Below are 25,282 nucleotides of genomic sequence, written 5' to 3' on the forward strand. Positions count from 1 at the left end.
CTTCGGCGGCCAGGTCAACGATAACGCTGCCCGGCTTCATGCTGGCAACCATGCGCTCGGTAATCAGTTCAGGGGCCGGCTTGCCCGGGATCAGTGCGGTGGTAATGATGATATCCACTTCGGCAGCCTGGGCCGCGAACAGATCCATCTCCGCCTTGATGAACTCGGGGCTCATGGTCTTGGCGTAACCGCCCTGACCGCTGCCGTCCTCATCCTTGAAGTCGAGCATCAGGAACTCGCCGTCCATGCTCTCGACCTGCTCCTTCACTTCCGGGCGGGTATCGAAGGCACGCACGATGGCGCCCATGCTCTTGGCCGCACCGATGGCCGCGAGACCCGCTACGCCGGCGCCGATCACCAGCACCTTGGCGGGCGGAATCTTGCCGGCCGCGGTGATCTGGCCGGTGAAGAAGCGGCCGAAATGCTGTGCCGCCTCAACCACGGCGCGGTAACCGGCAATGTTGGCCATGGAGCTCAGTGCATCCATTTTCTGGGCGCGGGAAATACGCGGTACGGAGTCCATCGACAGCGCCGTAACACCACGATCCGACAGTTCCTGCAGCATTTCCGGATTCTGCGCCGGGTAGAGGAAACTGATCAGGGTCTGGCCCTTGCCCAGCAACTCGATGCCGTAAAAACCCAGTTCCGGATGTGGGCTGGGCGGACGCACCTTCATGACGATATCGCACGAGTGCCACAGCTCCTTTGGATCTTCGACGATCTCGACCCCGGCGGCGCGGTATTGGTCGTCATCGAAACTCGCCTCCAGGCCGGCACCGGTCTCAATCGCCAGACTGAAGCCAAGCTTCTGCAACTGAACAGCGACTTCGGGGGTGAGCGCGACGCGCTTTTCCCCTTCGTCGATCTCCTTGGGCACACCTATTCGCATGGTAATTATTCTCCGTAATACAAATGGCTTTATTTAAAACTTATAACGAAGCCCGTCCTGGAGCTCCCCTGGAATTCCTAATGCAGCTCACCGACAGGCGTGCAAGGCGAATGCCGCGTGACTATGCCCTTTTGCTGGCACATGCACCTCACCAATAACGACACCTGGTTGTCTGTCGACGAGGCCATGCCGACGACTGCATGCCGACGACTGTCTGGCCAGTTCCTGCACTTAACTGCGCTTAATGTATTTGTTTCAATTGTTTCAGTCGAGGGGCGGAAGGTACATATTTTACATATTTTTGGTATTAAACCTATGGCTATAGTGAATTGCTTATGGATACGACAATGCACGCCTTTCTTCTCACCAGGTATTTTTCATTCTGCAGCCAGCTGGCCCGATTGATAGCGGCGTCGACACATTCGTTCATTGTGGGGGCGTTACATGACGTTATTTTTAATTGACCTTTCGATCAAGAAAAGTAATTAAAAGGGAGTGTGACTGTGATGTGTGCACATATTTTTTAACAAGGGACTACCCGTTACGAAATTACCCACCAGCGGCCAGATCAAGCCTCTGACCCTTTGCACTGCGATAACGCGATTGGCATCGCCGCATCCATGGCAAGCGACGCCGATCGGCGCACTGCACCACGGATAGTCGAAAATCTTCGATCCGTAGGCTTAACCATGAGTGTCGCGCCTATTATCTGAACTCCCGATAATCCGTGTCTTCTGTCCAGTGGGGTTCAGAGAAGTTGCCAAAAGCCGCTACCCTCTAGTAGACAACGTGCAGATTGCCTGGATACAGAAGGCGCCAGCATTGCGGCACCCAGACCACAAGTACAGCAATGAAGACCTGAACATATAGGCAGAGGTCCGTGCAATGAGGTTCTTGAAGAAAAGCCTGAAAGCCAGAATGACCGCCTATTTTCTGCTGGTATCGATGTCGGTCGTTATCGTTATGGCAGGTGCCACGTACCTGCTGTCGGCGAACAGGCTGGAAGCGATGGCGATCACCCGCTTCGAGGTCATCGCCGAATACAAGGAACAGGAAATCCAGAGCTTTATCACCGGCCAGGTCGAGACCGTTACCCAGATAGCCGCCCTCGAAGAGTTGCGCCAGGCGGGACTCTTGCTTGCTGAACAGCAGGCCGATACGCCGGAATATCAGAGTGCCTACCTGAACCTTGCAAATACCCTGTTCAATTCGACATATCGAGGTTCATGGGCCGTCATGGCCACGGACCTGATCGATATTCTGCTGCTCGATGTGACAACCGGTCGAGTGTTTTTTTCCACCAACCCGACCGACGAAAACAGCAACCGTAAAAATGTGGGTTATTTCCACTCGGGCCGCCAGGAAACCCATGTGCAGCCCGTATACCCGTCACCGGATACCGGCAAACCGACACTCACCGTAGCAGCACCTCTCTTGGATATGGAAGGAGACCCCTACGCGGTGCTCGCCGCCCATATTCGGCTTCCGATTCTGGTCGAGATCGTCAGCCGACGCACCGGCCTCGGCAGCACCGGCCAGTCTTATCTTGTCGACAGTCGCCATCAGCTCATCGCCGAGGCGCCCTTTACCAATATCGACGAGACCGGCGAAGTGCGAAGCCTGGGCATTGATAGCGCCGTTGCCGGCACCGCTGGCGCTGGGCTCTATCAAAGCTATACCGGAGAGCCTGTGATTGGCAGCTACCGCTGGTTACCCAACCTGCAACTGGCACTGCTGACGGAAATCAGCGTATCCGAGGCACTGGCACCGGCGACCCGCCTGGGCTGGTCGCTCGTCAGCCTGGGCATGCTTGCAGTACTCCTGCTCGCCATTGGCATCTATCTGATTACACGAACGATCACGCGACCTATTCTGGCGATATCATCGACAGCCCACGAGATCGCACTGGGCAACCTGACATTGCACGCGCCGGTACTGACCCGTGACGAGACCGGCGCCCTGGCAAGCAACTTCAATGAAATGATCGACCGGCTCAACGAAACCCTGAGCGCACTGTCGGACGAAAAACAAAAGTCCGAACAGCTTCTGCTGAATATTCTGCCCGCGCCGATCGCAGAACGGCTCAAACAGGGTGAAGGCACCATCGCCGACAGTTTTGCCAACGTGACCATTATGTTTGCCGATATCGTCAACTTTACGCCGCTGGCTTCGACGCTATCCCCGACCCAACTGGTCCGCTATCTAAACGAAATTTTCACCGAGTTTGATGAAATCTGCGAAATCAGGGGGCTGGAAAAGATCAAAACCATCGGTGACGCCTACATGGTGGTCGCCGGTTTGCCCACAGTGCGCGATAACCATGCAGAGGTCGTCGCGGATATGGCACTGGATATGCTGGCCGTCATTGTCGACTTTAACCACCGCCACCACATGGATCTGAAACTACGCATCGGCATCAACAGCGGTCCGGTCGTTGCCGGTGTGATTGGCGCCAAGAAGTTTATCTACGATATCTGGGGCGATGCCGTAAACATAGCATCGCGCATGGAATCCATGGGTCTGAGCGGGCGTATCCATGTTTCAGATGAGACTTATAAATACCTGCAACACGACTATACATTCGAGGACCGTGGCCTTATACGTGTGCGCGGCAAAGGCGAGATGCACACCTACCTGATGACGGGCAAAAGACCCAGAGCCCTGGTCAGTGCCTGAAAAGCCTTACTTGGACCACTGAGCCACCGGGGCACGTGCGCTGCCGGCACGTGCCATTGCGGCCAGGCTTCAGCTGCTGCGGGCTCAGCACGACGTGAGAGCCTTGCGCTTTGCTTTCGCCCGCTTCGAACGTGCAGCGAAGACAGAATAGCGGTGCATGTGCCCCATCTGCGCGCGAGATCCGTTATGCTCCATAGTTCTCGAGCATCGGCATCCGCTGCCAGTTACCCGCGTAATCCTGAAACTCCGACAATCAAGGGACTGAAGTTTGAAAACATCAAAGAAAACCGGAACTTTACCGAAACTGGCTGTTACCGCCGCGCTGGCGTTGGCGCTGAGCGGCTGTGTCTTGACCAAAATCGTGACGGTACCGATGCGCATCGGCGGCGCTGTGATTTCGATCGTGCCGGTGGTTGGCAATAGCGTCGATGAAGCCATCGATACGGCGGCGGATACCATTGACCTGGTGCCGATTTGATCAGGGGCGGCCCCTGCTGACTGGCTATCCTGCCGGAATAAGCGGTTTCGCGGCTATACTCTGAACGTTGCACTGCCGGTATCGCACAAGAACCACGTTTCAAGCTTTAGGAACCTGACCCAATAAAACGCCAATGAAACACCCAATGGAATCTCTAATGGAGCCTCCGATGGTAAGCAAAACGAAAATCGCCCTGCTGTGCCTGCTGGGTGCCGTTGGCGGCAACGGTGCAGGGGCAGAAGACGAAACCGAGGTGCCGCAGGTGGCGCAAGGCTGCGCCGCCTGCCACCAGCGGGAAGGCGTGCCCGCAATGCCCGGCTGGCCTTACCTGGCAGGCATGGAAAAAACGCGGCTTGTGGACATCCTGCGAGGTCACAGGGACAACCTGGTGCCGGGCAGTACCATGGACCAGGTGGCGACCATGCTGACAGACAGAGAAATCGATGCGGTGGCGGACTATTTCTCGAAACTCGACCGTACCGACCCGCCGCCATTTCCGGCTCTGCAGCCGGCACCGGAGTAAACAGAACCTGAATCGCACTGCGCTCTCCACGTACAGCCGCTAACTATCCAACCTCGAACGAAGTCACACCGAAAATCCGCTCCAGCGGCAGATCCGGCGCATCCCCCGTATACATTCGAGCGGTTTCGAACGATATGCTCATTCCATAGCGTTGCGCCATTGCCACCGCAGCAGGGTTCACTTCGGGCGTATCCAGATACACCTTTTCGACCGGCCCGACGCGGGATTTCAGCGCCACAAACAGTGACTCTGCCAGCTGCGGGGTGTCGGCAAACAGCGGGCCTATCTTGTAGCCGCTGCGACAGGGCCGGATAACACCGTATCCCACCAGCACGCCGGCATCGAGGATGCCGAGCGCATGGCAGTCAGGCTGTTTCACCCAGCCACGGATAAAACGGCCACGATCATCCGGGAAGAAGGGCCGGTCATAGGCCTCAAGCACATCCAGCGGCAACCGGGACAGGTTCACCACCGCCTCCGTGCCAATATCAGCCGCCGGCATGGCATCAGAAATCGCGCCGCCGATACCCTCAAAGCGAATATTACGATACGCCAGAGTAAACCCGGAGCGCCGGTAGTTGTCCTGCTGGTCCACCACGCCATCCAGACCAATATTGCGGTCCGCCAGGTAGTTCAGTCCCGCCCTCCAGATCTGGATGCCATAGCCCTGCCCCCGATACTCGGGATGAACGATATAAAATCCCAGGAAGCCGAATGTCTCGCCGTAGCGGATCACGGAGATGGCAGCGATGGGCGTGTCATCGAGCAACCCCACCAGGAAGCCATTTGGGTCGGCAGCGTAATAGCAGTCGGCATCGTGCAGGCCTGGATTCCAGCCCTCCTGCGCCGCCCAGTCGATGGCGATATCCACCTCGCTGCGGACCATGGTGCGAATGCTGTAATTGTGTGGCTGCATGGGAACCTCCGCCGAGTCTGTCTATGTATTGCCGAATTCACGGCTAGTTCGTCTGCTTGCTGGCCTGCCAGCGATCGAGAATGGCGCGGGCTTCATTGCGGGACGGGTCCATCGCCGTTGCGTGATCGGGCATTCGGGCCGCCAGTTCGATGACGTAACCGTTGGGGTCTCGAAGATAAATTGAATGAATAAAGCCATGATCGGTAATACCACGCACTTCGAGACCGGCCTTGCGGCCCTTTTCAAGCATGGGTTCAAGCTGTGCTTCATCCACCTCGAGCGCGAGATGCAGATCGAAGTCCCGCTGCGGACTGAAATCAAATGGCGTGGCGGGGTCTTCGAAAAAAGCGATATAGGAGCCGTCGTCGAGTTCGTAGAACGTATGCAGCACCGCTGTTTCGCGCCCGGTTTTGGTTTGTTGGATCCAGAGTGAACCGGCCAGCGGCAGGCCGAGGAAATCCTCGTAAAACCGTCGCGTTTGCTCAGAGTCACGGCAGCGATAAGCGCTGTGGTGAAGTTTTTGAATCACTGCTAGGTCTCCAGTACTTGCCTGCTAATTTAAGATCGACTCGAACCTTTCGTGCTGCAGCGACACGGCGAATCCATCGGTCATCTCGTACACTTCGGCTCCGTGCGCCAGCGATTTTATTCGGCTAGCCAGCACCGCATCATGGAACAATCCTCGCACCTGAAGTGTACCAGTTTCCGAAGAGCCGACATCTCAACCCACACGCAACTCGCGCATTGTCTTGTACGCAATCAGTCCCGGAAGAACATATCCGCGAACGTCCGCAGCCCCTGAGCAATAGATTCAAAAAAGAGAGGGCGGTGTCCAAAGACACCGCCCTTTCCTTAAACGGGAGCGAATGCTGCGAATATGCGGGTCCTTCCGGAGCTCGTTGCCTGCGACGAATGTTTCAGCGTCCCTGCTGTATGTATAAACCCGCCGGATTAAGAGCTTGCGGCGTGGTCATTTATTGAATCCTGTTTTTAAGATTCTTCACTTCAGTGATACAGGCCCCTGCTGTGCCTGGCTGGACTGCGCCAGGATGGTTTTTCGCATAGCGTGATCCCGCCTTAGTCCAAATTCCGGCAGTACGCCGCTCGCATGCGCCAGCACTGTTCCTGGCACTCCACCGGCACAGATCACTTCGTTTACCGTTGGTCGCCGTGACTACCTCACAACTGGCGCCGTAGCCCTTGCACAGGTTGGTGCTGGCGGCCCCGCAACTCAGGTTTGGTTTGGGTCTGCGACCCCCTTTGCCTGGATCAAAGACGGTACCGGTGTTGCCAGCTGGGCTTGGCGGAACTCTATTAACGCTGGCTTTTTTCAGGGTAAATGTATCGGCTATCGCGTTGAGTTCATTGCCGTGCATATCCCGAAGGTTGGACACTATGACTGCATATGACCTGACATTGCGTTTCCTTGTGTGGCTGTTGGCATCCCAATCGGCACCAGGACATGCAATTTCTGATTTGTTATCACCCACCAGATTGGCATCTGCGATTTTCTTAAAGCCCGGACCCGACAAGTTATTGGCGAACCAGCGCGGTTTCAAGCTGACACCGTTGCCAATACTTTGGCCAGAACCATCCAGCGGGTAAACCTTGATTGTTGGACCCTGGTAATTCGCCTGCCCACCAGCTGCCGGTGCAAGGCAGTTGCCCCCCGCGCATCGATCACTCAATGTACTGTCCATTGATACACCGAAACTGATGGAAACGCGGAGTTCTCCAGGCTTGATTGAACACTCGCTCGGTGCCGCAGGATAGGAAAACTTCACCGGAATGGCCCATACGGGATTGGTGATGCAGGCGGCGCCACTTTCCGCAGAACCCAAATCTCCCCGCAGCATCAAAGCGGATGGCGAATAATCCCGATGCTCGGTAATCCCCTGCATCATGTCTGGCGCCAGAGCAACATACTGGACCTGACCTCTGGGCCCTCCGTCCATGACCTTGGCGACGCTAGGCCCGTTTGAATAATGCGCAGACAACGTGAACTCAATATTGTCCGGCTGTCCATTGACGATAGGAATGTAGTCATTTCTGCCATCCCAAAGGGTGCTTAGCAGGGCATTCGAACCGCGGCTGATCAGCGCAGAGCCGCCACCGTCAAAATCCCCTTCACCGCCAATTCGGCCATCGGCGTTTTCCCAGGCACAAAGACCGTCATGCCATTGCGGATTTTCTGTATTCGAGTCAAATCGGCATTCGCTGTCCACGCTAAATTTGCAAATAGGTCCATCGGTAAGAATCGTATTACCTTCGCGATAGGCGCTGACGGAGGCACGCAACGCACTGACCGTTGTTATGGATCCGCCTCCCGGCCTGCTGTCATCTATTGCGACCTGGCTGCCGGTGCCGGCAAGCGCGACTTGCGCGGTACGCGTGCGACTTGCGTTGAATGCTCCTGTGGTGCGTTGCGGCTGCAGAAACCTTCCCTGTTTTTCGCCGCTTAAGGTGTAAGTGCGCACGCGGCCAAACGCGTTGCTTGACGCCGCAGCACTTTTCACGGATGCATTAAAATAGTCATAGATTTCAGCGACGGCGGTGCTTTCCAGGCTGGTGAGATAATTAAAATCGCCGTGGGCGTCTGTTCCCGCGCTCATGTAAAGCTTGCGAATAAACCTGGAATCGGGCTGTTGCTGGAAGTTATATTTCAGACCCTGTTTAAGAAACCCGACATATTCACCAACCGCGCCATTTACATCCTTGACCCAACTTGGGTTAGACACAAATCGCTGTGATGTTCCAGAGGGTGTAAATGGGTCGAAATGGTTAAGGTCACGCACCGCCAAATGACCGCCCAGCATTTCTGCGGTCGATTTGAAGTCATGTTTCTCATTCCAGACCTGTGATCCTTTAAATATAAAATCCCTGGCGTCTTTCTGCAGAATCCTGCTATTTTTTCCGCCAACGTTGTGATGGGGAGGCAAGCCGATTGCCTGTTCAAAGTACTGCTTGCTCCATCCGCTAGCAGAACTGAACGGGTGGGCGGCGTAGCCAAAGGCATCGGTATGGCTTAATCGTTCCAGAACGGGGATCAGTTCGTTCGGATTTTTAACACCGACCTGATCAGTCAGCGTTGTAAGGTCAAAACCAAGCCCTTCCGCATCCGGATCAGCCGTAAAGTGTCCGCCATGCCAGGGGCCCTCAAAGTGTGGGCCACCATACACCAAAAAGTGACTCCCTATGGCCTTCGTCATGTCTGAATGCACAGTCCGGCCTGTTCCGCGCAGCGTAACTTCCTCGCCACTTAATTCGCCAAAATGATCACGATACCATTTGAACTCATTGCCCTTGGTATTGGCCGTTGGACCGTATCCCGGAGAGGTTCCAGCATCATAGGGGTTGCGGGAGTAAAAGACGTTGTGATCGGTCGTTGCAAGCTGGTCACGAAAGGCTGTCCAATTGCCGTTTTTCAATCGTGTCTCTATGAGGCCAAGGGCATAGGCGCTCTCCGTGAGCATGGCCAGTGGCCCGCCATACGCTTTTGCCGCGGCATCTACGTTGGTCACGCCATGCCACCCCGTCTGCTCAGCGATGGTATGAACATGTGCGTCGTAGTAATGATCCGCAGAATCGAATCGTGGAAAGCCGTTGCTGCCTACCAGAACGCGCAAGACAGCATGCACATTATAATTGTGCGTTATGGACTTATCTTCGGTTTTAATAACCGTTGTCCAGTAAACACGCGCCAGCAGAAAATGCTCCCCCGCAACCCCCTTTCGGGATCCGACACCAATGCAATCAACCGGAACTTTGGCTATGTAGTGCCAGAAATCGACGATGGGCTCGTCAGTCCCAACCGTATCGCGGGCACGGCCCTCTGAATCAATGATTTCAATTTTCTTGCCGGCGCAGCTTGTCTGATCGACTCCATGAGGGACATCCTGAAAGATAAGATCCTTTTCAGCGCCGGACATTCTGTCGTAATTATGCAGCTCGATTTTCTGCAGGGTTCTTTTCTCGTTTCCTGTTTGTTCAAATTCAGGGATAAACACCAGAAAAGGCAAGTAATCCCGTATGGTTCGCCAGGGGGCATCCAGTATGATGTCCGTATCATCCGTGTCTGCATATTGCAGCCTGGCGGTGAGCTGAGGGTCCAAAGGGCTTTCTAGACCCGGTACTGTGTGGTTGATGATGGCGAGGCTTCGCTGCGTAACAGCCAGCCTTGGGTGTTGATCAATTGCTTGCGCCTGTTGACCCGCAATAACGGCTGCTGCAGGTGAACTCCCGCTCACACGGCGATAGCCCCCGCTGACATTGGCAACGTTGACGTCTTGACCCATTGCAAAGAGCGACCCGTTACCCGGGTTATTGCTGGCGTTAAGCAATTGTCCGTCTCGATCCAGTGCCGCCACCGCAATAACAGACGGAAAGGCGGCTGGATACAGTGGAGCTGCAAGCCCTTGAGTGCCCACCGGAGCGACAATGGTTACACCTGCCGCATGGGCGTTTTCGATCGCGCGCGTCAGGCTGTCATCCGTCTCGACGGCACCCGCACCAACGTAGATCAGCGACACGCCTTCCTGAACAGCGATATCAATGGCAGCAGCCACCTTGCCCAGATCGACGGTCATGCTGTCGGTTATCTTCAAGGGCATGATTTTGCAGTGGCCGCATGCTCCCGATAAATCTCCAGCAATCAGGCTCGCCATCGCCGTGCCATGACCCACTCTGTCGGCATTGGGATCGTTGCCATTCGTCAGATCGAAGCCAGGTACGAGCTTTCCCTTGAGGTCTCGATGGCCCGCATCCACCCCACTATCAACGACCGCGACAATGGTAGTGGATTGGTTCGTGGCATGTGCCTCGCCCATGTCGAGCATGAAGCTGCACGCGACCAAAACAGCCAGCGTCGTTGAGATTGCACAACGGAATTTATTGAGCACGCTGCCACCGCCTATGGTTTTGTTTTGGTGCAAACCGTTTCCGAGTAGTCGGAGACTTTCGACCGGTCAAACCCGATAAAAGCGCGCAGTCGATAACAGTAGTTGGTATTCGGGTTGAGATCGTAATCCTCGTCCGACCGTGTTCCTGTCCCCTTCACATTGGCGTCGACCCGCTCCTCGAACAGCCCGATAAATTCCCAGCTATTTGCCGGGTTACGGCGCGCTTCAACCGGATCCACCCGATACAACTCCACGCCATATTCCTGATCGGAGTTATCTATCCATGTGAGTGTCAATGTGGTTCGAGCCACGTTAGCCACTTTCAGACCCGATGGTGGAACCAAGCCTGATTCCCTGGTGCTGGGCGACTTGCCCGTTTTCAAGACATGAGGGTCACCATTCGCGACTTTACCGGGCGTCTTGCTACTGATGTTCTTAACCTCAGTGATACAGGCTCCAGCGTTTCCGGCAACGACCGCGCCGGGATGGCTTTTGGCGTACTTCGAATTTGCTGCTGTCCAAATCCCGCCAGTGCGCTTGCAGGCGTTCGCACTCGTTGTGGACGACCAGCGGCACACCTCAGTGTTTGCGCCATTTGCAGCCTTTATCACGTCACAGGTGGCACCATTTTTAGAACACATTGCTGTATTTCTGGCATCACAGCCTTGGGTTGGAATAACGACCAACTCGGACGTGAAAGAGCGCGGCCTGATTCCACTTGCCGGGGTCTGGCCGGATTGCGGAGCGAGCTCGGTGGGGGCGTCGTGGGCAACGTCGTCGTTGGTGATAGGTGTGAAGGTTGACGCTTTTTCGGTACAGACCGATGATGTCTTGGTCCCGGCGAGCCCGCCTTCCCCGCCGTCTTTGCACAGTGCCTGTTTGCAGTCGTAACAACTGTAGACCGATCCTCCGATCGTTTTGTCATACAGCGTGTCCTTGGTGCATTTTTCAGACACGCCTTTGCACGCTTCAGGCTTTGCACTAGCGATAACCGAGAATGTGAATAAAACGAATAGGATTAGGAGTTTGCTTAATTTTGATCGACAAAAGCCCATTTGAGATACCTGTTTTGTTATCGAAACGCCAGACGACATTAATGCAGGGCCAGTATGACTGCCGACTGGCTCTGAATTGCTATCCTCAAATGAATTGCCGTAATGCGACCTGGACACCGTATTGAATCCTGGTGTTGTCGCACACAGTTGTTATTTCTGTTGAGACTTGCACGCAAACGAACGTGCTGCGCGATTTCCGGCAAATTCCCATTTACCATGATGACCTCTACCGGTTACCGGTAATAATTTATCGCCGAATTAGCGCTTCACAATATTTACAGAATAAATAAAGCATAGAGTATAGGAGGCGTAAGCGCCCTTTGCCGGAAAATTAGAACCGATCACGCAGCGCGTAGGAGAGGGTCAGATTGCGTGTTTAAATAGTTCCGGCGTGTGCTGCAGGCCAGAGACGCATTGAGACTGACTAGTATCAGGCGGGTTAATACATGAAGCAGGGATGCTTCATGTATTAACCCGCAGGGCAATGCGAGCCCCACGAAAACCAGCACGTCACGCACTTGCGCCTGTTTTGTGGGGTGACGGACAATTAGATAGGGAACCTATTTGTCCACCAGGTTAATAAGTAGAGCGAATAAGCAGGTGCGAAGCGCCAGCAGCCTGGCGTGGCTGCTGCACGGACTTGCCTTCTGTGGCCAAAACTCCACTCAGTGATCGAGCACAGCAATGATGCAACGCCGCCTGGCACTCGGCGAGAATGGCAAGGGCGATGGTTTCCGGCAGCTCGCCACCGATGTCGAGCCCGGCGGGCCCCGCCAGCGGTACTCCCAGGGCACCGGGCGTCAGTCCCGCTTCAGCCAAAACCCGCTGCCGGCGGCTATCGGGCCCCAGCAGGGCCAGGTAGCCGAGGCGGCAGTCGTGCAGTGCCCTCAGCGCTTCGACATCCAGGCGAATATTGTGACTCATCAGCACCGCTGCATTCACACTCTCACTGTCGGCATAACGAGACAGCTCTGATGCGGCACCAGACAACAACATATCGGCGCTGGTAAAATACTCGCGCCGGCCATTGGCAGGACGAGGGTCCCAAATACTGATGCACCATCCCAATTGATGTCCAATCGATGCAACGGGACGTGCGTCATTTCCACCGCCCACGATCAGCAGGTGGGGCGGCGGCGTGACATGGGTATGCAGCCAGCGCTGGCCGCGTTGCGCGCATACGCTGGACGGTCTGCTCGGAGTGAACCCCGTCGAGGAAGCATCCTCCATGAAGCGTGCTGCCACCTGCCCTGCACTATCGGGCATCAACTGGTAGTAGTGGCGGTTGCCGGACTCACGCAGGGCATGCAAGACGCTTTCGAGCATCAGATAGTCATTGTCCCTGCCCACCGGCTGAAGCAGGATATGCACCGTACCGCCGCAGCCGATCCCGAGCTGATAGGAAATGTCGTCTTCATCGCTACCGTCATAGGTCAGGGTCAGGGCCTTGCGGCTGTGCATGACCCTGCGCGCATGACGGTGGATATCAGACTCCAGACAGCCCCCGCTCAACATGCCCAGTTGATGCCCTTGTGCGCTGAACAGCATCAGCGCCCCGGCCTTGCGATAGGACGGACCTTCGCTTTGGTAGACAGTCCCCAGCACCCAGTCAGTGTCATCCCGCAAAGGATGCCACTCACCCAGCAGGGCAATGAGCTGATTCGACATGCCGAGTCCTCACCGTTAAGTCTTGTCGTTCACCAGGAGCGATGGTGCTCACCACAGCATGCGCGTTAAAAAATAAATAAAATTTCAGACAAAAAAAAGCGCGGCAAGCCGCGCTAAAAACCTGAGAGTGAGAGCACTCGGTCAGGGGGGGTTGACTGACCCATAGGAAGAACCAGTCGATCTGCAAGGCAGCGTGGATGGGCCACGCTGCGGTAAAGGTCGATCCTGGCAGACTTAGAAGAAGCCCAGCGGGTTAACGTCGTAGCTCACCAGCAGGTTCTTGGTCTGCTGGTAATGATCCAGCATCATTTTATGGGTTTCGCGACCCACACCGGACTTCTTGTAGCCACCGAAAGCGGCATGTGCCGGGTACTGGTGGTAGCAGTTGGTCCAGACGCGGCCGGCTTCAATACCACGTCCCATGCGATAGGCAAGGTTCATGTCGCGGGTCCATACGCCGGCACCAAGGCCAAACTCGGTATCGTTGGCAATCGCCAGGGCTTCGGCTTCATCTTTGAAGGTCGTAACCGAGATGACCGGTCCGAAGATCTCTTCCTGGAAGACGCGCATCGTGTTGCTGCCCTTGAGCAGGGTCGGCTGAATGTAGTAGCCGGTGTTCAGGCCGCCTTCGAGTTTCTCGGAGTCACCGCCGATCAGCACTTGCGCACCCTCTTCACGGCCGATGTCAAAGTAGCTCATGATCTTGTTGTACTGCTGCTCGGATGCCTGTGCACCCACCATGGTGTCGGTATCGAGCGGGTTGCCACGCTTGATCTGGCGGGTACGCTCGATCACCATCGCAATGAACTCGTCGTAGATGCTTTCCTGCACCAGCAGACGCGACGGGCAGGTGCAGACTTCGCCCTGGTTGAAGAAAGCCAGCACGGTGCCCTCGACACACTTGCTCAGGAAGCTGTCTTCGTGGTTCATAACATCTGCAAAGTAGATGTTCGGCGACTTGCCGCCCAGCTCAACTGTCGACGGAATGATGTTGTCAGCCGCGCACTTGAGGATGTGCGCACCGACCGGCGTGGAACCGGTGAACGCGATCTTGGCGATGCGTTTGCTGGTTGCCAGGGCTTCACCGGCTTCCCTGCCAAAGCCGTTAACGATGTTCAGTACACCGGCGGGCAGCAGGTCGGAGATCAGCTCAGCCAAGATCAGAATGGACGCAGGCGTCTGCTCGGCGGGCTTGAGCACGACACAGTTGCCGGCAACCAGCGCAGGCGCCAGCTTCCATGCGGCCATCAGCAGCGGGAAGTTCCAGGGAATAATCTGACCAACAACACCCAGCGGCTCATGGAAATGATAGGCGACTGTGTTCTGATCGATCTCGCCAATGGAGCCTTCCTGAGCTCGGATACAACCGGCGTAGTAACGGAAGTGATCGACGCACAACGGCACGTCTGCGGCGAGTGTTTCACGCACGGCCTTGCCATTGTCCCAGGTCTCTGCCACTGCCAGCGTTTCGAGATTGGCTTCCAGGCGGTCGGCGATCTTCAACAGAATATTGGAACGTTCGGTAACAGACGTTGAGCCCCAGGCAGCCTTGGCTTTGTGGGCGGCGTCCAGCGCCAGCTCGATATCTTCAGCAGTAGAGCGCGGAATCTCGCAGAACGGCTGACCATTGACCGGCGACACGTTCTGGAAGTACTCCCCCTTGACCGGCGCGACCCATTCGCCACCGATGAAGTTGCCATAACGGGGTTTGAATGTAACAACGGAGCCTTCGGTTCCTGGCTGTGCGTAGATCATTTTTTCATGCCTCTTGTTGTTATCGCTGCGACGACCGTTTTATCCCGGCGCCTTATACTGTTCGACTACAACTGCATAGTAGCGATGAGGCCGGCAACCCCGGTATGCTCCCTTGGCATTGAAAACTCCTCGGTGAACTACTACTTTTGACCCTGTTTGAAGCGCCAGTCAGACCCCCTGCGCTGCAACCAGCCCGGCACGACACCCGCCACCAGGGCCCCCCCGACAATCAACAGGCTTGCCAGCAGCAACGACAGGCTCGGCTCGGCAAAACCGCTCAGCACCAGTAACAGGGTGGAAATCAGCGGCGCCCCGTAGGCCAGTACACCCAGCAAACGCAGGTCGCCGTGCTTGACGCCGTGATCCCAGGTAAAGAAGGCAATGCCCACCGGACCCAGCCCCAGCCCCACAACCGCACTCCACTGGGTCAGATTCTCCGGCCAGACCGGGCTTTCCCACAGCAGGTGGCACACCAGCCCCAACAGCGCCGTGGCACCACAGAACCAGCCAACCGCATCGGTGGGCACGCGCGCCACCAGCCGGCTGGCCACCGAATAGCCTGACCAGATCAGTGCACAACACAACGCCAGCAGATAGCCCGGCCAGTACTGCATGTCGAAACCCGTATCGCCCTTGCCCAGCAACAGCCAGCAACCGACCAGCGCCGCCACGGCACCGGCAACATGCAGCGAATGCAGCCGCTGCCCTGGCAGCAGCGCGGAAAACAGCACGATCAGCAGCGGCCACAAATAGGCCAGAAGCCCCACCTCAACCGCCGGTGCCAGCGCCATGGCCTGAAAGTAACAAAAGTGGAAGCCAAAGAGCCCACCCACGCCCAGCAACCAGGCACGGCCAGGCTGGCGCAGGACCCGCAACGGGCTTGGGCCATACAGGCAGCCTTTGAGCATCATCAGCAACCAGGCAATGCCAAAGGTCATCGCCAGCATCTGGAACGGGGGTATTTGGTTACCACTGAGCTGGGTAAACAGGGCCAGCAGACCCCACAGAAAAACCGAGATAGCGCCAATCGCCGTCGCCCTGCGCTGATGCCTTGTGTCGCCCTGCTGCAGCCTGGTGTGCGGTGTTTTTAAGTGCATCGTTTTCGCGTGCGGTGTTGGCACGTGCCTGGACATTCCGGTTTGCCTGCATGTGGAAAACGCCCAGCATAACGCCAGCGTACGCGCCGGACTTTGCCATTCAGGCGAATGAGTTTGCCAACATGGCGCACTTGTCGGCGCTCAATGGGTGGCGCTTATGACGCTGTGGCACCTGGCCCTTCAGCGGCATGTCCGGCGCCGCGAAAATAACGCGGCGATTTGCCAAAGTGACGTCGAAAACGGTCACTGAAGGCGGCCAGGCTGTTGTAACCCACCCGCTCGGCAATGCGTTGAATGCTCAGATCGCCTGATTCAAGCAACCTCCAGGCCTGCTGCATGCGCCGCTCCAGCAGGTACTGTTGGGGTGTCATGGCCAGGTATTCGCGAAACAGCGCGGTGAGCTGACGCGGACTCAGGTGGGCAACAAGTGCGAGTTGCGCCAGGGTGACTGGCTGATCCAGGTGCGCATCCAGCCAGACCTGTGCCGCCCGCACCCGTCGATCGATGCCCGGGATCCGCTCATGACGCTCGCCAAGCAACTCGATCAGCAACAGCAGCATCTGGCGCCGTACCGCCAGACTGCCGCCCTGCTCCAGCTCCGCCTGCAAAAAACGCACATAATGGCTGATGGACTCATCCAGCTCGATAAAGGCCGGCAGGCGCTCGAGCGCCGGTGCCAGTGCCACCGGTATATCGGCCACAACAAAGCGGTTGCCTGTCGCGCCGGCAAAGGCATGGTCCTCACCCGCACTGATGATCGCCGCCTGGCTGCTGTGCACCCGGCCTTCACGCGACCCTATCTGCATTACCAGCTCGCCGCTCACCGGCAGCACCAGCTGATGATAGTCGTGCTGATGCTGCCGGGTTTCACGGTCGTAACTGCGCAGATCCAGAACAAGGGGTACAGGGTTCATGGCCGGATTTTAGCACCGGCCAAGCCGTCACACAGCCATTGGCGCTAAACAATCCCGCGGCCGGACCTGTCTCGACCCGCATTCTAAAAAAGCACCGTGCTAGCGACGCAAGCGACCTGTCGGTCTGTCGGTGCTGTCGGTGCTGTCGGCCCCAGGCGACAGACGCCTGCGGTCGGTATTAAGAAAATTCGGATATTCCCGCAATCCCGCGTATTGCCTCGCGTTCAGCCCAGGCACTGAGTGTCGTAAAGTATTTTACTTATGCTGGCCGAGCCATTAGGATGCCGCCCGTGATAGCGCTAACCCTCAAGCGGTATGTCACCGTCGGTTTCGATCAACCGGCACCCGACCTGCAATAATCAAAAGGACTCATCCATGGCCGGTATTTTCAGCAACGAACTGACCGACAAAGCATCGGTCGACGCCCACACGGGCCAGAACCACCGGTTTTCTCTGGTGGTGCTGACATCGCTGTTTTTCATGTGGGGCTTTATCACCTGCCTCAACGACATCCTGATCCCCCATCTCAAGAGCGCCTTCGCCCTGAGTTACACCCAGGCGATGCTGATTCAGTTCTGCTTCTTTGGCGCCTACTTCGTCGTCTCGCTGCCCGCGGGCAGGCTGGTCCGGCACCTGGGCTACAAGAACGGCATCGTGCTGGGGCTGCTCACCGCCGCCACCGGCTGCGCCCTGTTCTACCCGGCCGCCGCCGCGCACTCCTATCCGCTGTTTCTCGGCGCGCTCTTCGTGCTGGCCTCGGGCGTGACGATGCTGCAGGTCACGGCGAACCCCTACGTGACCGCACTGGGCACACCGCAAACCGCCTCAAGCCGTCTGACCCTGACCCAGGGTTTCAACGCACTGGGCACCACGGTGGCACCCTTCTTTGGCGCCCTGCTGATCCTCTCGGTGGCGGCCCCCGGCGCCGCTCAGCTGGACGGCCAGGGCAGCGCCGATTCGGTCCAGATGCCTTATCTGATGCTGGCGGGCGCCTTTGCGCTGCTGGCACTGGTGTTCAAGCTGCTGAAACTGCCTGAGCTGCGCGATACGTCTTCAACTGCCGGCACTGCACAGAGCGCCTCGCCGTCCGCCTGGACACACCGGCACCTGCTGCTCGGCGCACTGGGCATTTTCCTCTATGTCGGTGCCGAGGTGTCGATTGGCAGCTTCATGATCAGTTTCCTGGGCCAGGAACACGTGGCAGGAATGGCGGAGCGCCAGGCCGCACACTATGTCGCCTACTACTGGGGCGGTGCAATGATCGGCCGCTTCTTTGGCGCCGCCATCATGCGTCACATCCGCCCGGGTGCGGTGCTGGCCAGCAATGCGCTGATCGCCAGTTGCCTGCTGCTGGTCGCGGCCCTGGGTAACGGCCAGCTGGCCGCCATTGCGGTCCTGCTGGTCGGTCTGTTCAATTCGGTGATGTTCCCGACCATCTTCAGCCTGGCGCTGTCGGGTCTCGGCGATCGCACCAGCCAGGGTTCCGGCATTCTGTGCCTGGCGATTGTCGGCGGTGCCCTGGTGCCGCTGCTGCAGGGTGTGCTGGCCGACCGGATCGGCGTGCAGTTGTCCTTCCTGCTGCCGCTGGTGTGCTACTTCTATATCGCCTTCTATGGCCTGCGCGGCCACCGGCCACAGGCAGCGATCTGAACCGGCACCGCCTGCGGCGCCTTGCGTCGCGGGCGGGTATTACCCCGCCATCAGGCCCGGCAGCATCGCGGGGCATCTCGTGTTTACCCGTCCACCGTGTTACAAAGGCCTCTCGTGGCGCGATCTGGTCGCCCCCATTCGCTGGCATCCTTGCCCGTCACTCACTATCGCGAGGACTGCGTGTACACACAACTGCTTGCCACCCTGGGCGTTATCGTCGGCTATTTCGTGCTGTTCGGCCTTGTCCGCAAACTGATCCGCTCGCTGGGTCAGGTCAAGAAGGTGCCCGTCCAGCGCGTCATCTATATCAACAAGTACTTCAACGGCCTCTGCATCTTCACCGCCCTGGTGATGATCTCGCTGATCTGGAGTGTTGATTACAGCAACCTGATGCTGTTCGCCTCGTCGATCTTCGCCATCGTCGGTGTGGCGCTGTTCGCCCAGTGGTCGATCCTCAGCAATGTCACTTCCAGCATCATCATTTTCTTTGCCTTTCCGGCCCGCATCGGCCACCGCATCCGCATTATTGATGATGAAGAAACCATCGTCGGTGAAATCGTCGAAATCACCTTTTTCCAGGTTTTGCTGCGGGGCGAAAACGGCGAAACCATCGCCTACCCCAACAACCTGCTGCTGCAAAAGCCGGTCATCATTCTGGCCAATCCCCATGACAGCACAAACTCGAAAACCCGTATAGAACCGTTCAAGCTGCCGTGAAAACAGCCCAGGCGTCTGTCGGTGCCAGACTGAAGACGCAAAAAAAGAGGCCGCACGGCATGCGGCCTCTTTTTTGTCGATCGTCTTGCTGCCGGGGCTAACCAGGCCCCGGCGATTACAGGCGCTTAGCGCGCTGCCACTTCTGCCGACTTCGGCAGCTTGAAGGTCCAGACGGTGCCGCCCTGGTTCAGGTGCTTCACGCGCTTGGCCACTTCGCCGCCCCACAAGGGCACCGCGCCGCCCCAGCCGGAGACAACCGACACATACTGTTCGCCATCCTGTTCCCAGGTGATGGGAGTGCCAACAATCCCGGAACCGGTGTTGAACTTGTACTTCTGTTCGCCGGTTTTGGCATCGAAGGCCATCAGGTAACCTTCGGGATTACCCGTGAACACCAGGCCACCCTTGGTTGTCATGACGCCACCCCACAGCGGGGCATAGTTCTTGTAACGCCAGACTTCCTTGCCGGTTTTGGGATCCATTGCCCGCAGTACACCGATATAGTCATCGTTCAGGGCACTGATGGTAAAGCCGGCGCCCAGGTAAGCGGCACCCTTTTTGTAGGCGGTCGCTTCATTCCAGATATCCATGCCCCACTCGTTGGAGGGTACGTAGAACAGGCCGGTATCCTGGTTGAACGCCATCGGCATCCAGTTCTTGCCGCCCAGGAAAGACGGTGCCGAGAATACGGACTTGCCCTTGTCGCCTTCGGACTCGGCCGGGTTACCGGGACGTCCTTCCTCAACCAGCAGCGGACGGCCCTTTTCATCCAGACCCGTGGCCCAGGTCATCTTGTCGACGAACGGGAAGCCGCGAATGAAGTCGCCATTCTCGCGATTAAGCACGTAGAAGAAGCCGTTGCGGTCCGCGGTAGCCGCCGCCTTGACGGTTTTTCCGCCTTCCTGGTAATCGAACGAAATCAGCTCGTTGACGCCATCGAAATCCCAGCCATCGTGCGGTGTGGTCTGGAAGTGCCAGACGATCCTGCCGTCATCGGGATCGATCGCCAGACGTGACGAGGAGAAGAGGTTGTCACCCGGGCGCATGTGCGAGTTCCAGGGCGCGGGGTTACCGGTACCGAAGAACATCAGGTTGGTATCGGCATCGTAGGTACCGCCGAGCCAGGTTGCTGCACCACCGCTTTTCCACATGTCGCCGGGCCAGGTACGACCCGCTTCGCCACCGGAGATACCGGTTTCGACTTTCTTGCCGTCCTTCCACAGGTAACCCATGTGGCCTTCCACCGTGGGGCGCGTCCAGAGGATGTCGCCGGTCTTGGCGTCGTAGGCTTCAACTTTGCCCACCACGCCAAATTCGCCACCGGAGACGCCGGTAATCACCTTGCCATTGACCACAATCGGCGCGGCGGTCAACGAATAGCCGGCCTTGTAGTCTTCCACGGTTTTCTTCCACACGACCTTGCCGGTGCTCTTGTCCAGCGCCACCAGCTTGGCATCCAGGGTGCCGAAGATCACCAGGTCGTCATACAGGGCAACACCACGGTTGATCACGTCGCAGCACGGCATGATGCCGTCCGGCAGGCGCGCATCGTACTGCCACAGCTCGTCGCCGCTGGCGACATCGATGGCAAAGACACGGGAGTAGGACGCCGTCACGTACATGACGCCATCTTTCACCATGGGCTGGGATTCCTGCCCGCGCTGTTTCTCACCACCAAAGGAGAAAGCCCACACCGGGCGCAGTTCCTTGACGGTATCGGTGTTTACCTTGGTCAGTGGGCTGTAACGCTGACCTCGCAGCCCCATGCCGTAACTGACAACGTCTTCGGTTGTCGCCTGGTCATTTTGAATATCCTGATCCGTTACACCTGCCTGGGTGATTCCGGTCATCGACATTGCGGCTACCAGGGTGGTAACAGCAAAGCCATGAATGCGGCCAAATCTCTTCATCACAGTCTCCTTTACGGATTTGTTCTTATAAGGCTCTGTTGGCGTTTGCGAATGCGCCCTGTTGTTCCGCAAACGCCAACAGAGCCTTTCGCCGATGCGGGACCAGCTCCCGAACCTGACATGAATTCTTGAATTTGAGGCCCAAACGGACAATTGCACCGCAGTAGCGGATTTCTACTCACTTGGTACTACTCCTGCGTTCAAGTACCGCCTCGGCCAGGCTCTGCAGCGGCCTCCGCACCAGGGGCAAGTCGCCGTCACCCATCCGGCAGCGCAGCACGCCCCGGGCTTCAAAGTGGCGCACGATATCGTTCACAACCTCCAGCCAGGCACGCCCGGGGCGGTGCTCCGTTGCATCCATGCACAGCGCAATGCGCGCCAGGCTGCGTTCGCCGTCACAGGCACGCAGCACATCCAGCGATACGGGATCAAGGAACACTACCTGGTGCGGGGCCTTGATCACCCAGCGCTGGTGCTGGTCGTCAAAATAGAGCCGAATGCCAGCAGCAAGACTGGGCACCCAGCGGGGGCTATCGAATGTCATGGGCGCGCCTCCATGGCCAGGCCTGGGGGAAAGTCAGGGTGTCAAACAGCAAACAGGTCTCCTTGACCTCATTCACCGTCACTTTTAACAATACAGAGCTGCATATACTGGAACGTGCGACGCTGTTCAGAAGCAGGGCTGCAGGCTCAAAACGCAGCCTCTTCATAGCCGGGGTACAGATGGGCTACGCTACGGCTGAATTCGTAGCGGGTCAGGCTGATGGCGTCAAAACGCGGATCGATGGGCAAGGCCATGACCTGGGTCATGGTCAGACCCTGGCGTGCGGCGCGACTCAGGGTGGCATCCAGCCAGGCCAGGTAATCCTGCATCTGGTTAATGGCCTGGCGTGTGTCATCAAGCGGACCATGGCCCGGTATCAGCAGGCGGTAATCCAGTTGTGCCAGCTGATCAAGCTCGGCACGCCAGTGTGCCAGGCCCGGCGTCTGTGGCGTGGTAAGGGCCCGCTGATAAAACACCAGATCACCCGCAAACAGCACACCGGTGGTTTCATCCAGCATGACCAGATCCGCACCGGTATGCCCTTCAAACGCCAGAAAGCGCAGCCGGTGCCCGCCCAGTATCAGCGGATTGTCCGGCGGTAATTCTGCCGGCACCACAACTTCAGTGCCTCGCATCCAGTCACCGGTCAGCCCGTAAAGGCTGGTCGCAAAGCTGTCTCCATTTTGCGTAATCTGCGTTGTCGTACCGGACAGTGCGCCAATCGACACATCGGCAAAGGCCTGATTGCCCAGAAAGTGGTCAGGATGCGCATGGCTGTTAATCACGAGCACCACCGGCTTGTCGGTTATTCGGGCGATGGCGTGGCGCAACTGTTGCCCAAAGCGTAACGAGGGGCCTGTATCGAACAGCACCACGCCTGCATCGGTGACGATAAAGGCCACATTGACGATATTGCCGCCATTGGTGGTCGAAAAAGACTCCCGCCGCCCCTCGACAAGCCAGGTATCGGGTGCAACCTGTCGCGGCCTGAGCTCGTAGTCGAAACGCCCTGCCACAGCGCTCTGACTCAGGACGCATAACAGCCCCACCGCCAGTAACCCCAGGCAGCCAAATACTCGAGCGACCGCGTTTAACCTCAGACCCGGCGGTAAAACAGAACGTACGCTGACCAAAGGCATCACATCATCCTCCCTCTGCCTGCGCGGACACCGCCGTTTCGAACTCGTTGCCATTGTTGTCCCGCATCCAGAGCCGCACATTGCGCGTGTTGCCGGTATCAAAGGTCAGCACCGGGTTTTCACTCACCGGGGGTGACAGCTCCAGGCGCATCAGCGCAACACCGTTCGCGCCTCGCAGTTGTGCCTGCTCGATATAGAACTCCGGAATACCGCTGACCAGTCCGGTGTCCATCGGATGAATAACGCGAAACTTGTAGCGCGCCCCGCCGTGCGCCAGCACCCCATCAGGGGCGGCAAAGCGGCGCGCCTGGATCTCGCCCAGATGACTTTCCCAGTAAGGATCACCGGCGGCCATGCTCGGTGCCGTACAGCCGCCACCGGCCGCATCCAGGTAACTGCCACCCACATGCCAGATGCCATCACGGGTCAGCACGGCGGCGCGGACCGGCGTGCCCTGCTCCACCTTGATACGCAATGACAGTTGCGGCTCAACCTGATCGCTTTGTGGGTAGGCGGTCACGATATGCTGAATGGGATTGAAGTCAGCCCAGATCACCATGCGTTCCACCCGTCCGGCCAGTGCGCGCGCATCGACACTCACGGGTACCTGGGATGGGTCTTCGGCAAAGGGGGGCACATGCACTTTAACCAGGGGATCAAAAAGATAGGTGTCATCGCCGATAAAGCGCTGGCGCAGGTAGTCCCACAATGGCGAGTCCAGAGGATCCTGCAATGCATTCGGGGTGATCAGATCCGGCGCCGCCGGGCCGGCGACGCTACTGCCCTGACCGCCGCTTGCGACGCTGCCAGGCTCCGCGGCCGGCAGCGTCGCGGGCAAGCCGAGCATCAGGCACAGGCCCAGCCGGGCAAAACTGAGGGGCCTCTGTCTAGACCGAATAGTCATGATCCACTCCTGTGCACGCCTGTTACCCGCCCGTGCCTGATCAGCCAAAGCTGTTGAGTACTAGCGTTCAGCGGTGTCCCGGTAGAAAGCCGGCAACTCGTACTGCAGACCAAGATCCGCGTAGAGCGTCGCCATGTCTCCGCTTCGAATCATGCCATCGACGACCTCTTCCACGGCGTAACCGAGCTGGCGGTTGCTTTGCTTGATTGCCATCCCCAGGTCCCAGCTCTGCTTGCCCATGTTGGGAAAGCCGTTCTCACCGAGGCGATAACGCGCCGATTCGGCACGGCTCAGTTGCTGATCGATTTCGCCGCGCATGCCCATCACCGCATCCACTTCACCTCGCTGCATGGCCGCGAAAGCCTGCGGCAGGGACGCGAAATGATGAGTGCGTTCGCGCATACGGCCCTGAAAACCGGACGTTAGATAAAACGACGGCAGGCTGTCGATCTCGACACCAATGCTGTGATACTGAAACACCGCCATGGTGCTGACCCGATCGATCTTTTCGCTGTCGTACGCGACCTGCCAGCGCTCGCTCTGGTAGGGCCCGAACATGACCACCTGCTCGTTGACGATTTCGCCCGTAGAATCGCGCATATAGGAATAGTCGCGATCGTAGGGCACCCGCATCATCACATCCGCCAGATGCTTGAGAGCCAGAGGTTGCTCGTCGTTCTTGTCCAGGTAGTGCCCTTTCCAGACATTGTTGCGCAGGTCGTCTTCGAGGTTTTCGTCCGGTGTAATCCAGTGGGGCTCAAAACGCACCCCCAACCCCTGGGCGATCCGCTTGCCGATCTCGACATCGACCCCCGCAGGGGCGCCATTCTCGAGATAAGAGTAAGGCGGAAAGTCCCGGTACAAACCGATGCGCACATAGCCGCTGGCAATGACATCATCGTATTCGCGCGCCTGCGCGGGCTGCGCCAGCAGGCAGACGCAGCCAAGCAGGAAAGCGCTGAGCCTATTGCTCAACATACTTCGTCTCCAGCCAGGCGCGGATCGCCCAGAGGGCTTCCTGGCTCAGGTAGTCTGCCATCTTGGGCATGTAGACGCGGCCATCGCGCACTGCACCGTTCACGACGCGATACTGGAACCACTCATCGCCATCGATACCGGGTTCCAGCATGCGCAGATCCGGTGCGATACCTCCAGATATACCTTCCAGGCCGTGGCAACGCGCGCAATTCTGGTTATATGCCGAAGCGCCAATCTCAACTGCCTTGGCATGATCAGGGTGATCAGTGCCATAGGGGTTGGCGTCCAGCCACTCTTCTCCCAGAGCTTCCAGACCCGCGGTATCGACGGTCTGCGGCGTGACATCGCCATGAGCCAGCAGCTGGGTGGATAACATCAGGGTGAGCATTGCGGTCCCGGCGGCGCCGAGCAGTTTCTTATTGGTTGTCATGGCTAAGACCCTTTCTGATTGGAATAACTGAACAAAACTGTCGCAAAAAACCTATTGCGCACTGTTGAAGCCATGATAGAGCGCAGCGCCTGCGCGCCAGAATTCTACTTTGGCCGCCAAGACTTACTCCGTTGGTAGTAG

The 25,282-nt window shown here is 57.7% G+C and carries 20 protein-coding genes; 5 read left to right on the plus strand and 15 right to left on the minus strand.

Going from position 1 to position 25,282, the window contains the following annotated elements; translation table 11 throughout:
- A partial coding sequence (locus F451_RS0117585) for a Re/Si-specific NAD(P)(+) transhydrogenase subunit alpha (protein WP_020682715.1) occupies positions 1-889 on the minus strand: 889 nt, incomplete at its 3' end.
- A 918-nt stretch (positions 890-1,807) separates the two neighbouring features.
- On the opposite strand from F451_RS0117585, the gene F451_RS0117590 reads away from it, so the two are divergent.
- The 3 genes from F451_RS0117590 (at position 1,808) to F451_RS26850 (ending at position 4,566) form a co-directional block, all read left to right on the plus strand.
- On the plus strand, positions 1,808-3,565 hold the full coding sequence (locus F451_RS0117590) for an adenylate/guanylate cyclase domain-containing protein (RefSeq protein WP_020682716.1): 1,758 nt from the start codon (positions 1,808-1,810) through the stop codon (positions 3,563-3,565).
- 268 nt (positions 3,566-3,833) lie between these two features.
- Entirely contained in the window at positions 3,834-4,043 is a 210-nt protein-coding gene (locus tag F451_RS0117595) for a DUF6726 family protein (RefSeq protein WP_020682717.1), read from the plus strand.
- Between the two features lie 169 nt (positions 4,044-4,212).
- Positions 4,213-4,566, plus strand: a complete 354-nt coding sequence (locus F451_RS26850; protein ID WP_020682718.1) for a c-type cytochrome — start codon at positions 4,213-4,215, stop codon at positions 4,564-4,566.
- A 43-nt stretch (positions 4,567-4,609) separates the two neighbouring features.
- On the opposite strand, the gene F451_RS0117605 is transcribed toward F451_RS26850, so the two are convergent.
- The 8 genes from F451_RS0117605 to F451_RS0117645 form a co-directional block, all read right to left on the minus strand.
- A complete protein-coding gene (locus F451_RS0117605) occupies positions 4,610-5,482 on the minus strand; it encodes a GNAT family N-acetyltransferase (RefSeq protein WP_020682719.1) in 873 nt (290 codons plus the stop codon).
- Between the two features lie 43 nt (positions 5,483-5,525).
- The gene (locus F451_RS0117610) at positions 5,526-6,011 is read right to left on the minus strand and encodes a VOC family protein (protein ID WP_020682720.1); all 486 of its coding nucleotides are present in this window, start codon (positions 6,009-6,011) and stop codon (positions 5,526-5,528) included.
- 445 nt (positions 6,012-6,456) lie between these two features.
- On the minus strand, positions 6,457-10,413 hold the full coding sequence (locus F451_RS0117620) for a S8 family peptidase (RefSeq protein WP_156826546.1): 3,957 nt from the start codon (positions 10,411-10,413) through the stop codon (positions 6,457-6,459).
- Complete coding sequence (locus tag F451_RS0117625; RefSeq protein ID WP_156826547.1) at positions 10,392-11,336, minus strand: fibronectin type III domain-containing protein; 945 nt, start codon at positions 11,334-11,336, stop codon at positions 10,392-10,394. Before F451_RS0117625 ends, F451_RS0117620 begins: the two co-directional genes overlap by 22 nt.
- A 675-nt stretch (positions 11,337-12,011) precedes the next feature.
- Positions 12,012-13,103, minus strand: coding sequence for an XdhC family protein (locus F451_RS0117630; RefSeq protein ID WP_020682724.1), 1,092 nt, complete (start codon positions 13,101-13,103; stop codon positions 12,012-12,014).
- 234 nt (positions 13,104-13,337) lie between these two features.
- Positions 13,338-14,858, minus strand: coding sequence for an acetaldehyde dehydrogenase ExaC (gene exaC / locus F451_RS0117635; protein WP_020682725.1), 1,521 nt, complete (start codon positions 14,856-14,858; stop codon positions 13,338-13,340).
- A gap of 140 nt (positions 14,859-14,998) precedes the next feature.
- Positions 14,999-15,955: an aromatic amino acid exporter YddG gene (gene yddG / locus F451_RS0117640; RefSeq protein WP_020682726.1), complete on the minus strand. Its 957-nt coding sequence runs from the start codon at positions 15,953-15,955 to the stop codon at positions 14,999-15,001.
- A gap of 155 nt (positions 15,956-16,110) precedes the next feature.
- Positions 16,111-16,869 (minus strand): AraC family transcriptional regulator, encoded by a 759-nt coding sequence (locus F451_RS0117645; protein ID WP_020682727.1) that lies wholly within the window; start codon positions 16,867-16,869, stop codon positions 16,111-16,113.
- A gap of 375 nt (positions 16,870-17,244) precedes the next feature.
- Between F451_RS0117645 and F451_RS0117650 the strand changes: the two genes are divergently transcribed.
- On the plus strand, positions 17,245-18,519 hold the full coding sequence (locus tag F451_RS0117650; RefSeq protein WP_020682728.1) for a sugar MFS transporter: 1,275 nt from the start codon (positions 17,245-17,247) through the stop codon (positions 18,517-18,519).
- 180 nt (positions 18,520-18,699) lie between these two features.
- A complete protein-coding gene (locus F451_RS25910; protein WP_020682729.1) occupies positions 18,700-19,236 on the plus strand; it encodes a mechanosensitive ion channel domain-containing protein in 537 nt (178 codons plus the stop codon).
- Positions 19,237-19,361: 125 nt separating this feature from the next.
- On the opposite strand, the gene F451_RS0117660 is transcribed toward F451_RS25910, so the two are convergent.
- The 6 genes from F451_RS0117660 to pedF all read right to left on the minus strand — a co-directional run bounded on the left by F451_RS0117660 (position 19,362) and on the right by pedF (position 25,141).
- Positions 19,362-21,146 (minus strand): PQQ-dependent methanol/ethanol family dehydrogenase, encoded by a 1,785-nt coding sequence (locus F451_RS0117660; RefSeq protein ID WP_020682730.1) that lies wholly within the window; start codon positions 21,144-21,146, stop codon positions 19,362-19,364.
- A 178-nt stretch (positions 21,147-21,324) separates the two neighbouring features.
- Positions 21,325-21,690: a hypothetical protein gene (locus F451_RS26855; protein ID WP_020682731.1), complete on the minus strand. Its 366-nt coding sequence runs from the start codon at positions 21,688-21,690 to the stop codon at positions 21,325-21,327.
- 146 nt (positions 21,691-21,836) lie between these two features.
- Entirely contained in the window at positions 21,837-22,829 is a 993-nt protein-coding gene (locus tag F451_RS0117670; RefSeq protein WP_083928472.1) for a quinoprotein relay system zinc metallohydrolase 1, read from the minus strand.
- A 4-nt stretch (positions 22,830-22,833) separates the two neighbouring features.
- Positions 22,834-23,733 (minus strand): quinoprotein dehydrogenase-associated SoxYZ-like carrier, encoded by a 900-nt coding sequence (locus F451_RS25920; protein WP_020682733.1) that lies wholly within the window; start codon positions 23,731-23,733, stop codon positions 22,834-22,836.
- Positions 23,734-23,793: 60 nt separating this feature from the next.
- Positions 23,794-24,711, minus strand: a complete 918-nt coding sequence (locus F451_RS0117680; RefSeq protein ID WP_020682734.1) for a substrate-binding periplasmic protein — start codon at positions 24,709-24,711, stop codon at positions 23,794-23,796.
- On the minus strand, positions 24,698-25,141 hold the full coding sequence (pedF, locus tag F451_RS0117685) for a cytochrome c-550 PedF (protein WP_020682735.1): 444 nt from the start codon (positions 25,139-25,141) through the stop codon (positions 24,698-24,700). Before pedF ends, F451_RS0117680 begins: the two co-directional genes overlap by 14 nt.
- Positions 25,142-25,282: the final 141 nt, after the last annotated feature.

Origin of the sequence: Marinobacterium rhizophilum DSM 18822, assembly GCF_000378045.1 — a bacterium.
In the GTDB taxonomy this organism is placed as follows: domain Bacteria; phylum Pseudomonadota; class Gammaproteobacteria; order Pseudomonadales; family Balneatricaceae; genus Marinobacterium_A; species Marinobacterium_A rhizophilum.

Excerpts from the sequence above, each read along its gene's own strand:
- F451_RS0117590 (WP_020682716.1), top strand. The coding sequence starts at position 1,808 with ATGACCGCCTATTTTCTGCTGGTATCGATGTCGGTCGTTATCGTTATG.
- F451_RS26850 (WP_020682718.1), top strand. The coding sequence starts at position 4,213 with ATGGTAAGCAAAACGAAAATCGCCCTGCTGTGCCTGCTGGGTGCCGTT.
- F451_RS0117605 (WP_020682719.1), bottom strand. The coding sequence starts at position 5,482 with ATGCAGCCACACAATTACAGCATTCGCACCATGGTCCGCAGCGAGGTG.
- F451_RS0117630 (WP_020682724.1), bottom strand. The coding sequence starts at position 13,103 with ATGTCGAATCAGCTCATTGCCCTGCTGGGTGAGTGGCATCCTTTGCGG.
- exaC (WP_020682725.1), bottom strand. The coding sequence starts at position 14,858 with ATGATCTACGCACAGCCAGGAACCGAAGGCTCCGTTGTTACATTCAAA.
- yddG (WP_020682726.1), bottom strand. The coding sequence starts at position 15,955 with ATGCACTTAAAAACACCGCACACCAGGCTGCAGCAGGGCGACACAAGG.
- F451_RS0117645 (WP_020682727.1), bottom strand. The coding sequence starts at position 16,869 with ATGAACCCTGTACCCCTTGTTCTGGATCTGCGCAGTTACGACCGTGAA.
- F451_RS0117650 (WP_020682728.1), top strand. The coding sequence starts at position 17,245 with ATGGCCGGTATTTTCAGCAACGAACTGACCGACAAAGCATCGGTCGAC.
- F451_RS0117660 (WP_020682730.1), bottom strand. The coding sequence starts at position 21,146 with ATGAAGAGATTTGGCCGCATTCATGGCTTTGCTGTTACCACCCTGGTA.
- F451_RS26855 (WP_020682731.1), bottom strand. The coding sequence starts at position 21,690 with ATGACATTCGATAGCCCCCGCTGGGTGCCCAGTCTTGCTGCTGGCATT.
- F451_RS0117670 (WP_083928472.1), bottom strand. The coding sequence starts at position 22,829 with ATGCCTTTGGTCAGCGTACGTTCTGTTTTACCGCCGGGTCTGAGGTTA.
- F451_RS25920 (WP_020682733.1), bottom strand. The coding sequence starts at position 23,733 with ATGACTATTCGGTCTAGACAGAGGCCCCTCAGTTTTGCCCGGCTGGGC.
- F451_RS0117680 (WP_020682734.1), bottom strand. The coding sequence starts at position 24,711 with ATGTTGAGCAATAGGCTCAGCGCTTTCCTGCTTGGCTGCGTCTGCCTG.
- pedF (WP_020682735.1), bottom strand. The coding sequence starts at position 25,141 with ATGACAACCAATAAGAAACTGCTCGGCGCCGCCGGGACCGCAATGCTC.